The sequence below is a fragment of the Vibrio sp. E150_011 genome (genome assembly GCF_053544015.1).
Map to the genome: position 1 here is coordinate 303,871 of NZ_JBHFOL010000005.1, position 13,833 is coordinate 317,703.

Genomic DNA, 13,833 nt, shown 5'->3' on the forward strand with positions numbered 1-13,833 from the left:
CTTTAGAGGAAATGACGGGAGCAGACAACACTCCCACTCTTACTTATTTACTTGATGCTGATGCTATGGGTTAGGGTCTATGTCTGGCAGCCCGTCTATGTCGTTGTGATGGTGATGCTCATCATCTTGGTTGTGGTTGACGTTCGCATCATGATGTTCAAGTGCATCCGACATATCTAAGTGCGCTTGGTCGTGTGTAGTCGCATCTTGTTGGTCGACTTGTGCTAGTACGATGTCCATATCAGCAGGTTGATCGTGAACCGTTGTCGATGTCGCATCGGGTTTAATGCCCAGAGCATCTAAATAAGCTGCTGCACCATGATGACTGGATTTCTGGTCTGGTTCTTGGTGAGCGTGCTGAGTCAAATCTAGATAACTGTCATCGCTTTGCGTAACGGTAAAGTCTGCTTGCGAAGCCATGTCTGGTTCGTCATGTTGCACAGGAGGCGGTGGTGGGGGAGCTGGGTGTGAGGAATGGGCGATAGGGGTTATTGTCATATCGACCACCTCGGTACCTATATTCAATTTACCGCTATGTCCCGGCCCGTGGCTGAGTATTTGAACGTTCACATGGGCAACCACTTCATCTTGATTTGTCCCTTGTAATGCAACTTCGAACTTGTCTTCATGTTGGCCAATACCAGAAGCGCTGCCATGTGGCCCTGTGTGTACATTTGCCTGTTCTTGATAGTGTAAATCACCAGTCTGAGGGTCAATGGTTAATGTTCCATATTGCCCTTGATGGCGGGTCACATATTGTCCATTAGGCAAATGGATTCGCCATCCGCTTTGTGTTGTTGGTACCGGAGTTAAAGAAGATACGAGTTGTGGTATACCAAGTGTTCCAGATATTTGATGCCTTCCTGGAGGTGCTTTGACAACGATGGGTTCAGGTATGGCACTGGCAGCAAAGCCTTGGCTACCCGCGGTATTACCGTGTTCGTCAGTCATGGTCACTTGTACATGAGAGCCTGGTGCAACTTCTATTTGCAACCCATTCCGTAGACTATGGGTATCGAGCACATGGTCAACACCATTGATTTTGATATGTTCGCCAATTTTTGCATCCGCTGCGGCATGTACCGTCGCGGTTATAGTGCCAGCATGTCCCTGGGCTATTTCCGCCTTGCTATAGGCATTATCACTACCTGGGTTTTCGAAGGTAATGGTGGGCATATCGACTTGGGTATCGACAGCGTAACTTAAGGTTTGGCTCGCATGAGCAGGGTTACCTGCATTATCGGTTGTGTCCACCGTTGCTGTTATCGCTGTTTGTGCTATTAATTCTGAGCCGGCGACATCAATACTAAATTGTCCATTTTGATCAACAATGCCTGTATGTGTCTGCTGCCCTACAAGAATATTGACAGTGTCTCCTTGCTGCACATCACCATTGACATGACCTGTAATACTGACATTGTGATTAGATTCAGCCGCATTAATCACATTGTCTGCGGTGACAGGATCAAGTTGGATATTGGCGGATGCGATCTTATCGATTGAGAATGCTTGGGTACCGGTTGTGGCACTACCAATATTACCGGCTTGATCTGTGGTGATAACAGTGGCCTCAATCGAATGAACGGGTTGCTGGCCAGAGGCATAAATACTATGAATATTCGCTTTTATGAGCGTTTGGGCTGGAACAGAAATACTGTAATTGCCTTGGCTATCGACGACACCTGTTAAGGCGCTTATAGTTGCGCCATTAACACTGAGACTGACAGCATCTCCTACATTAAAGTCACCGCTGACATGCCCTGTGATATCAATGTTCTGTCCTGACTCGGCAAGATTAATAATATTGTCGCGAGTCACGCTGTCGACACTAATATGCGGGATAGGTTTTTGGGTGTCCACGATTAAGTGAGTTGATATCTCAGGGGTCGCGTTTCCTGCAAGATCGACACTACCAATTTTAATGGGGTAGCTTCCATCGGCACTAAAGTACCTTTGATGATCGCTAGCGCTGACCGCTAAGCTCCAAGTCCCATCAGTATGCACACTCGCTTCACGAAAATGATTGTTGCCGAAATTGAGGTATACACGATCTCCTGCGGCAATATTGGAGGTGGTTCCTGTAATGACTAATGCTTGATTGTTTTCAACGGCATTAAGCGCATTATCTGTTGAAATTGGGTTTACCGAAACGGTGCCTGGCGTCGTGTCTAAAGTGAAGCTGAAATGGGTCGTTGCTGATTGGTTGCCAGCGATATCTGTTTGTCTAACCAGTAGATTATTTACGCCTTCTATTGGGTTGAACATACTACCCCAGCTCTGACCGCCGTCATTAGAATATTCGACTTGTGCACCCGCTTCTGTCTGAATAGACAAGCGAGCATCTTGGGTTATAAGGTCAGCTGTTGGATGAAATTGACCGCTGGTATCACTGCGTAAACTCACACTTGGGGCGGTAACTTGATTGTCTAATGTGAAACTCAATGAGCTGGATGGAGAAACATTACCAGCGCTATCGGTTTGTCTTACCGTAACGGTATTTGCCCCTTGAGCTGCAGTGAAACTCTGGCTCCAATGAGTGCCATTATCTGTTGAATACTCAACGATTGCGCCTGCTTCTTGGCCGCTAATCGTTAATGCGCCATCGTTAGTGGTTAAGTCGGAAGCGCTGTTCCCTGTGTCATGGGTTAAAGACAGAGTTAAACGGGCGGTGCTCAAGTCAGCTGTGGGAGCTATTTGGCTGGTGAGTGTGGATTGATTGCCCTCTGAATCAATAATACTCGCGCTGAGAGTTGAGCCAGGTAACACTTCGACATTAACTTTACCGGCAGACTCCTCACTATCTGTAATGATATGTGCCACACCGTCAACCATTAATGTATGGCCTGCTTCAGCATCGCTTGGTAGGTGAATACTTGCAGTAACCGTATTCGCAGCCCCACTAGCCACTTCAGCGGCATTATAAATGCTATCCGCTCCCGTAGACTCGAAAGTAATACTTGGCGCCTGCGCATGGGTATCAACACTAAATCGGTCAAACTTCCCATTGAGCATACTCGGTGTCGTATTGCCTGCTTTATCCGTTGCCTGAATATAGGCAATGTAATCACCATCAGGAATATTGGTTGCATCAACGCTATATCCGCCTTTTCCATCTAATGTAGCGTGTAGCGTTTCAATAGTTTGACCACCTTGTTGAATCACAATATCCACTTGTGTGGTATCAGGACTAACTGTGCCTTGGAATGTCGGCTGATGAGTCGTAACATTGGATAAATTCACGCTGTGAATAACTGGAGCAGTATAATCGGCCTCAACGGATAGAGTAGAGTGGTTTTTATTGCCTGCAAGATCGGTCGCTTCTATCACCAGATCGTGATGCCCTTCATTCAGTGAGCTAAGTTGAATATGGTACTCACCCAAACCATTTGCGCGTCCAAACCCAAGGGGTTGGCCATTATCATCCCGGATAACGATATGCGCATTTGCCTCGGCATGGCCGGTAATAATAGGTGAATGATCATTAGTAATTCGATCACTATCAGATACACCACTATCGGATTTTGGACTCAGCTTAGCGACAGGAGCTTGAATTTGGGTATCGATTTCAATCGACATTGGCTTCGATGAAGCTAATCCGCCATTATTAGGGGCAACAGCCTCTGCTGTAAGTTGATGGGGTCCATCAGATAAACTGGATACAAGAATAGTAAAGTCACCATTACTATCAGAAGTACCCGTTCCAATTGCATTTCCTTGCTCATTGAATATGGTCACTTTTGACATTGGCACGGTTGTAAAACCGTGCAATAACGGCGTTGAGTCAGAAGTTACATAGTCAGCTGCACCAGTGTCTGAATGACGATCAATAGATAAGTAAACCTCTTGATTAATAGGCTTACCAGCTGTCGGGCTCGAAGTAGACGAATCAAGATTATAATTGAGAGTGTGTGACGACCGTCCTACGTTACCTGCTGCGTCCGTAGATTCAACCGTTGCAACAATATGATGGCCTTGGTTAGCAACTAAATCACTGCCTGCGACAGGAATAGCGAATTGACCTGAAGCATCAACGGTTCCAGTATAAGCGGTTCCGTCAGGTCGCATTAGGTTGAGAGTGATGACATCTCCATTATGAAACTCACCTGAGACATGTCCTGAAATCTCTAATTGATGTGAAGCTTCAGTCAAATTTTGTTCACCAAGATCTAGAGAATTATCACCTGTTATATCGGTTAAGCCTATGGTCAAGTTTGGCTTATCAATATCGACATCATAGTGTTTTACTGTCGGCGTAGGTGTAACCGTATTTCCAGCTAAATCTGTGGTAGTAATTTCTACGCTGAGTTGTTGCGCTCCCTGTAACTCCGCTCCCGGAACCGGAATCGAGAAAGAACCATCCGCATTTACTTGTGCAGTATGCGTATGCCCGTCAACTTCTAAAGTCAGCGTATCGCCTGTGTTGTAGTCTCCGGTTACAGTGCCGGTAACATCAACCATAGAGCCAGACTCAGCTGCATTTATAATATTGTCGCTTGTCACGTTGTCAACGGAAATGATTGGGAATGGTGCTTCAGTATCAATGTAGTAAGTATGTTCACCAGTGACATCTTTTGAATGATCGGTACCATCGACTAAATGATGCAAGGTCACATGCATCACTTCGGTTCCTACCATATGATTATGATTACCGTTAACCATATCTGGACCCGGAAATGAAATCGTGAAATGACCGTTGGCTTCGACAGTGCCTGTTCTCTCAGTCCCGTTAATCAATACACTGACTTCATCTCCGGCAACAAACTGACCAAACACTCTACCCGTTATGTCTACTGGTCCTCCGGATTCTTGCGCATTAATGACATTATCTGAAGTAATTTGATCCACCGCGACAGTTGTTGTTTGAGGCCCGGCATCATCACCACCGTAGATTCGTACCGACAATTGCTGAACAGTGCTACCTCCGTGTTCATCAGTTATCTCCACAGAAAATGTATCCGTAAAACCATATTCGTTTTTGTTGAGTGCCACTACTGCAGGGTTATTTCTATCTAAGTGATACCATAGTTGACCACCACGAACTTCGACACTCCCATGGTCAACATGACTTTGATCTATAATCTTCCAATGCAGATGCTCACCAGGTAACAAGTCTATATCCGTTACATCACGTCCCATATACCAGCCTGGGTCAGGTCCTTTGCCTGAGCCTTGCGCAGAATCGATATCATAAGCTGCCCAGATTTCATGGCCAGAATTAATCGTAGGTGCATCATTTGTGCCCGTTATGGTCACGGTGATCTGATGCGTTGTTCCATCAACTGAGGTAACAGTAAATACTTCATTTCTAGTTTCACCCGCACCGAGCTGTTGAATATTTGAGTTGCCGTTGTCAACTTGATAGGTCCAATGACCACTTTCGGTTATCGATAATGTACCTATATTGCCTGTTTGACCAACCACAGAACTAGAAACAAACTTATCTTCTCCAACATTAGGATCTGTAATTAATAGCTGTCCATCTGTCTGTAAATCACCTCCAACCGGATGTACATCTTCAGTTACGTCACCCGTATCCTGACCTGAAATCGATGCACCAACAGGACTAATGACGCTAAATCGGTCAAATTTTCCATTTTGCATGCTTGGTGTCGTATTGCCTGCTTCATCCGTTGCCTGAATATAGGCAATGTAATCACCATCAGGAATATTGGTTGCATCAACGCTATATCCGCCTTTTCCATCTAATGTAGCGTGCAGCGTTTCAATAGTTTGACCACCTTGCTGAATCACAATGTCAACTTGAGTGGTGTCAAGGCTAACGGTGCCTTGGAATGTCGGCTGATGGGTAGCAACATTGGATAAATTAACGTTGTGAATAACCGGAGCAGTATAATCCACTTCAATAGGCAAGCTTGATTGGCTTTGGTTACCCGCTGTATCGGTAGATGTGACGGTTAGAGTATGATTGCCTTCGACCATATCTGATGTCGTTATTTGATAAACACCATTGCTGTTGGTTGTGCCTGTTCCAATGACTTTCCCAGTTTCATCGGTAATGGAAATAGCTGAATTTGCTTCAGCGCTGCCTGTAATAACGGGTGTGTGCACATTAGTGAGATCATCTGTATTGGATGCACCAGAATCTGTTGCTGATGTTAAGTCGACGGACGGCGCTGCAATCTGATCATCGAGAGTGAACGTTAATGAAGTCGTAGCAGAAATGTTGCCCGCAGTATCAGTTTGTCTCACACCAACGGTATTTGAGCCTGGTTGTGGTGTAAAACTTGACGTCCATGTTTGTCCGTTGTCTGATGAATACTCAATGATTGCGCCAGTTTCTTGTCCGCTAATAGTTAACGCACCATCACTAGTAATCAAGTCGGCAGCGTTGCTGCCTGTATCATTGGTCAGCGTGATGGTAAGTGGGGCAATGGCAGTATCGACATGAACTGGAAGTAGTGAGGACGTTGCAGGTAGCGATGATGAAGGAGCCAGCGCTTTGGCGGATAAATTATGGTCGCCATCTGTTAAGTTGCTTACTGCGGCACTGTATTGACCAGATGCGTCAGACACAGCATGACCAATCGGTGTTGAACCATCGTAAATCGTGACTTGCGAATAGGGAATATCAGTTTGACCGGTTATGGTTGGCGTATTGTTATTCGTCAGGTTGTCAGTATCTGATGTCCCACTATCACTTGACGTCGCTAAATCGACGGTAACCGCATTACTAGGTGGTGTATTAGTGCCTGCAGGGAGGCTTGGTTGTGCCGTAGTAATAATTGGATTTTTCGGCACGGTTGCGGAGATACTAGGTGGCTGCCCAGTAGTAGCTGTAACCTGCCCATTGGTATCAAAGGTGAGGAACCTTGATGATTCGCCGCCATGATTGTCTGCAACTTTAACTTCAAACACATCAGCACCATGGTAGGTGTGCGTTGCAGAGTTATAGCTCATGCCTGAAACAGAAGCGTTTGGCGTATAAACATACGCGCCAGAGGTTGGATCAACCGAAAGGTCACCAAACTGTCCGGTAGGGCTAACCACTGAGAAAGAATGCGTGTCTTTTACATCGACATCCGTTTCTGTCAGGGTACCTGTTGTTGGTGAGGTTTGTGTAACCGAAAGTACCGGATCATCGTTGGCGCCGTGGATATTTATAGTGATTGAATGCGCAGTACCATCTGCACTATGAATAGTAATTGTATCTTGCAACACTTCATTGGTTGCCAAGCTTTGAATTTTTGGATTCTGGTTATTCACGGTGTAATCCCAGTCACCATTAGCATGTATTCGGTAGCTGCCTAAGCCAGTATCACTAACGACTAAGCTCCCCCTTTCACGGATACCCTGCGCACCATTACCCGTCCCACTAACTTGAAAAATTGCCTCATCGGTATCACTGTCAGAAACAGTCAAATGCCCACTGGTTATCAAATTATTATTTGAGGTTGTTATATCTTCAGTGAGAGTACCAGTATCAACACCTGAAATAAGCGCGCTGTCATTAGTCCCGTTAACGGTAATCGTCACTTGATGTGTTGTGCCATCTGCCGAAGTGACAGTGATAGTATCAGTTACAGTCGCGCCTTTCCCCAAGGCTTGCACCGCTGGGTTGTTATTGTCTAAATCGTATACCCAAGCTCCAGATTTTATTAAGTGCAGTGTGCCGAAAGAACCTAGTATATCTGTGTTAGAGAAATGCGCTTCATCGGTGTCAACATCAGTAATAGAAAGGGTGCCTGCAACAGAGTGGGCTGAATTTAAATCCTCAGTAACCGCCCCAGAGTCAGTTCCTGAAATTACTGCTGCATCATTAGTACCATGTATCGTTATGGCAATTTCATGTGAAGTGCCATCAACTGAGCGTACCGTTATATGGTCGACAATAGATTCTCCGGCTTGTAATTCTTGAACCTTCGGATTTGCATTATCAATACGGTAGCTATAATCACCAGTATCAGGGTCAATGACTAAACTGCCCCCTAAGCTTGAACTGTAACCAACATGTGTGCCTGTTGCATCTTTAACCACGTTAGGGTCAAACTTTGACTCTCCTGTATCAGGATCAGTTATTCGCAACTGCCCATCAAATGCTAATACATGTTGCATACCATGAACATTGACATCTTCTGTAATATTGCCAGTATTTACCCCAGTGATGATAGGTATATCGTTGGTACCTGTTATCGTAATGACTAAATCTTTGGTATCCGTTGCCCCCGCTGAATCAGTCACAGTAACAGGAATAGTTAAGGTTTCAATCTCGCCCGCTTTAAGATGCTGAAAACTCGCATCGGTCGGATCTAACTTGTAACTACCATCGGTATTTAATGTAAAACCACCCTGTGTAAATGTGGTTTTAAACGAAGCAGTATCACCCGTATCGATATCCGTTGAAGCAATTTTCCCTGTAACTACTGAGCCATCTTCGGTTGCACTAATAGGTGGTATAGGAGTAATAACAGGGGCATCGTTTGCAGGTGTCACATCGACATTAATGGTTTGACTGGTGGTTGTATGCCCATCAGTAACGGAAAGAACAACCGTGGCAGGACCATTGTAATTAGCTTCTGGGGTAAAGACGATGTCACCTTGCGCATTCAGAGCAGCAGTACCATGTGTCGCAGAAACACTTGGAGTAAGCGTATCTGTAGTATCCACATCCGTTGCATGGAAGGTAATGGTTTTACTGCCATCTTCGGATACCGTTTGTGTTGCTACAGGCGTAATTACTGGCGCATCGTTGGTGCCATTTATGGTGATGACGATATCGTGAGTTGTACCATCTTTAGAAGTGACTTGAAGTGTATCGGTTAATTTTTCACCTTCCCCAAGGGATTGAATAGTAGGATTAGAGTTTTTTGTAAAATACGTCCAGTCGCCAGTTTTGTCGATAGTTAGATTTCCATAGAGACCATGTACAGCGGTTTGATTCCACCCATGAGATTCAAACTCACTCTCTCCAGTATCAGTATCTACTACAGTTAGCTGGCCTTGGGCATTTAGATACTGCTGCGCGTCTACACCGGCATCCTCTTTCAGGGTACCAATATCTCCACCACTGATAACTGCAGCATCATTAGTGCCATGAACGGTAATCGTCAAATTCTGTGTTGACGTTGCATTTGCCTCATCTTTTACTGTCACAGGAATGGTAATCGTTTGCTCCTGACCAGCGCCCAGATGTTGGTATGAAGCATGAGTTGGGTCAAAGGTATAACTACCATCGGCATTAAAGGTCAAACCATCCACAGGGTTTGCAATCTCATAAGAAAGAATCGGATTCGAATTGTAGTCGACATCAGTCGCCTGCATCTGCCCTTGAAGCGCGCTACCATCTTCAATAACGGACTGTGTTTGAGCCGCTAGTACAGGTGCATCATTAGTCCCAGTCACTGTGATTGTAATATCATGAGATGTGCCATCTGCTGAGTAAACGCGATACACCACATTTTCAACATCACCTTCATGCAGGTATTGAAGGGCACTGTTTTTAACCGAGTAGCCCCAATTGCCTTGTGGGGTTATGTGTAAGCTTCCGTGAAAAGGGTCATGAATTGCTTGTTCACCTAACGGGGAGTAGTCGATATGATCTTGTCTTGCGTCAGGGTCGGTAACCGTCAACGAACCAGACACGGCAATCGTTTGCGCCGAGCTATGCCCAACATGTTTATCTTCGGTGATATTTCCCGTGTCAACACCACTAAAGGTTGCCGCATCTTGCTGGCTTGCTAATGTCATATTTGCGCCAGTGTGTGTCACACCACCGTGCGTATCTTTTACATCATAATTAAAATGGACGTCGCCGTTATAGTCTTTAGCAGGGGTAAAGGTAAAGGTTCCATCCTTGTTATCGAGAATTGAACCATGGTCCGCATGTAAATTTGCTATGGTGAGTTGACCGGCATCATTAGCATCAACATCCACGGTATTTTGTAATAATTGATTTAACGTTAATACTTGAGCAGTATCTTCTTTACCTGAATTGAGCTGAACTTCTGATGAGCAATAAGGTTTATCGTTATCACCATGAATGGTAATCACTATGTCGTGTGTTGTGCCATCTTTAGATTGAATGGTGATTGTATCGGTGAGCGTTTGGCCTTCGCCGAGTTTATCTATGGTAGTGCCGATTGTTGTTTTACGATTATTAACCCAATCAACACTGCCTACGGGGACAATGTAATGCCAAGTACCATCAGTATTTAATAGTAAATGTCCATATTGCCCGTGATAGGAGTTATTCCAACCTCTGCCTTTAGGGTCAAACTCAGATTCACCCGTATCCGGGTCAACAATGTCTAACTTGCCATCAGCAGTTAATACATCTTGCCCTATTTTCGCCATGCCAGTTTGAGCATAATCTGGAGACCTATCTCCAAAAGTACCATAACCTTCATCTACATCACCGGTTGATTGGCCTGTAATTATTGCAGCATCATCGACGGCAGCTAAATCAAGACTTGCCCCCGTATGCGTCACACCGCCGTGTGCATCTTTTACATCGTAATTAAAATGTACGGGGCCGTTGTAGTTTGGCGTTGGCGTGAAGGTAAAACTGCCATCCGTATTTTGGCTAATTGAACCATGGTCTACTTGGAGATTACCAACGCTTAACTGGCCTAAATCGTTACTATCAATATCAGTTGCATTAGCGAGTAATTGCTGGACAGTAATGTTAATCGATTGGTCTTCATTACCCGAAGGCAATGAAACGGTATGACTAACGGTAGGGCCATCGTTAGTGCCATTAATCGTGATGACGATATCGTGGGTTGTGCCATCTTTTGAGGTAACTTGAATCGTGTCAGTTAAATGCTCATTTTTACCTAACGTTTGGATAGCGGTTTGCGAGTTATCAGCAAAATAACTCCAGCTACCATCGGGACTAATTTGTATATGACCATAATGACCTTGTAGGGCCGTTTTGTTAAATCCATGGCCGACAAAGCTACTTTCATCGGTATCTATATCAACAATGTCCAACTTGCCCGTCGCAGTCAGCTCATAGCTCTGAGGATTAACACCAACATCTTCTTTTAATGTGCCAGTATCGATTCCACTAATTGTGGGAGCATCATTCGTACCCGTTATCGTAATGACTAAATCTTTAGTATCTGTCGCGCCTCCTGAGTCTGTTACTGTCACGGGGATAGTTAAGGTTTCAATCTCGCCCGCTTTAAGATGCTGAAAACTCGCATCGGTCGGATCTAGCTTGTAACTACCATCGGTATTTAATGTAAAACCACCCTGTGTAAATGTGGTTTTAAACGAAGCCGTATCACCTGTATCGATATCCGTTGAAGCAATTTTCCCTATAACTACTGAGCCATCTTCGGTTGCACTAATCGGTGATATAGGAGTAATAACAGGGGCATCGTTTGTAGGTGTAACATCAACATTGATGGTTTGACTGGTGGTTGTATGCCCATCAGTAACGGAAAGAACAACCGTGGCAGGACCATTGTAATTAGCATCTGGGGTAAAGACGATTTGACCTTGCGCATTCAGTACAGCGGTACCATGTGTTGCAGACACACTTGGAGTTAGCGCATCTGTAGTATCCACATCCGTTGCATGGAAAGTAATGGTTTTACTGCCATCTTCCGTTACGGCTTGCGTTGCTACAGGGGTAATTATTGGTGCATCGTTAGTGCCATTAATCGTGATGACGATATCGTGGGTTGTGCCATCTTTTGAGGTAACTTGAATCGTGTCAGTTAAATGCTCGTCTTTACCTAGCGTTTGGATAGCGGTTTGCGAGTTATCAGCAAAATAACCCCAGCTACCATCGGGACTAATTTGTAAATGACCATACTGACCTTGTAGGGCCGTTTTGTTAAATCCATGGCTTACAAAGCTACTTTCACCTGTATCTAAATCGACAATATCCAACTTACCCGTCGCAGTCAGCTCATGACTTTGGGGATTAGCACTAACATCTTCTTTTAGAGCCCCTGTATCTGCACCACTAATTGTGGGGATATCATTAGTGCCGTTAATCGTCACCGTTACTGTCGATGGCGTACCATCAACTGAGGCGACATTGAAGGTTTCAGTGATCTTGTCGCCCACATTTAAACTGTTAAATGCACTGTTCGCAGTGAATGTCCATTGACCGCTCGCATCAATAGTGAAGTCACCGTTAGAACCTGTAACTGTACTTGGTGTGAATGCGTTATCCGTATTATCTACATCCGTACTGGTGAGTGTACCTGAGGTGGTAATTGCCGAATCCGTTTCATCAACGGCAACACTTGCAGAGCTGACCGTTGCACTGTCATTAGTACCATTAATTGTGACTGTCACTGCCGATGGTGTGCCATCAACCGAAATAACATTGAAGGTTTCAGTGACCTTGCCACCTACATTTAAACTGTTAAATGCATTGTTCGCCGTAAAGGTCCATTGACCACTCGCATCAATAGTGAAGTCACCGTTCGTGCCTGAAATTGTACTTGGCGTGAATGCATTATCGATATTATCAACATCGGTGCTGGTTAGCGTGCCTGACGTCGAGATAGCCGTATCGGTCTCATCAACCGCAACAATGGCAGCGCTAACCGTCGCCGCATCGTTGGTGCCATTGATCGTAACTTTGATGGTCGATGGTGTGCCATCAACGGACGCGACGGTGAAGGTTTCTTCTACCTTATCGCCGACATTTAACTGATTAAAGGCACTGTTGGCGGTGAAGTTCCAATGCCCATGAGCATCAATGGTTAAGTCGCCATTGATGCCAGTAATAGAATCTGGAATAAATGTATTATCCGGGTTATCAACATCGGTGCTGTTTAACGTGCCTGACGTCGAGATGGCCGTATCGGTTTCATCCACCGCAACGGTTGCTGTGCTGACCGTCGCTGCATCGTTAGTGCCATTGATCGTCACTTTGATGGTCGATGGGGTGCCATCAATCGACGTGACGGTGAAGGTTTCTTCAACTTTATCGCCGACATTTAAATGATTAAAGGCGTTGTTGGCGGTGAAGGTCCAATGCCCATGAGCATCGATGGTCAAGTCACCGTTGTTGCCCGTAAGAGAATCTGGCGTGAATGTATTGTCCGGGTTGTCGATATCGGTGCTGGTTAACGTGCCTGACGTCGAGATAGCCGCATCGGTTTCATCCACCGCCACGGTTACCGTGCTGACCGTCGCGTTGTCGTTAGTGCCGTTGATCGTCACTTTGATGGTTGATGGGGTGCCATCAACGGAAGCAACGGTGAAGGTTTCTTCGACTTTATCGCCGACGTTTAACTGATTAAAGGCATTGTTGGCGGTGAACGTCCAGTGCCCATGAGCATCGATGGTCAAGTCACCGTTGTTGCCTGTTATGGTGTCTGGGGTGAACGTGTTATCTGGGTTATCAACATCGGTGCTGGTTAGCGTACCTGACGTAGAGATGGCCGTATCGGTTTCATCGACCGCAACAGTTGCCGTGCTGACGGTCGCCGCATCATTGGTGCCATTGATCGTCACTTTGATGGTTGAAGGGGTGCCATCAACGGACGTGACGGTGAAGGTTTCTTCGACTTTATCGCCGACGTTTAACTGATTAAAGGCGTTGTTGGCGGTGAACGTCCAGTGCCCATGAGCATCGATGGTCAAGTCACCGTTGTTGCCTGTTATGGTGTCTGGGGTGAACGTGTTATCTGGGTTATCAATATCGGTGCTGGTTAGCGTACCTGACGTCGAGATGGCCGTATCGGTTTCGTCCACAGCAACGGTTGCGGAGCTGACGGTCGCCGCATCGTTGGTGCCATTAATGATGACTTTGATTGTTGAAGTTGTGCCATCAACGGACGAGACGGTGAAGGTTTCTTCGAGCTTATCGCCGACGTTTAACTGATTAAAGGCACTGTTGGTGGT

1 protein-coding gene is annotated in these 13,833 nt (G+C 45.5%); it reads right to left on the minus strand.

Annotated features, from left to right (window positions below; genetic code table 11):
- Positions 1–63: 63 nt before the first annotated feature.
- A partial coding sequence (locus ACE1OE_RS11280; protein ID WP_449211093.1) for a VCBS domain-containing protein occupies positions 64–13,833 on the minus strand: 13,770 nt, incomplete at its 5' end.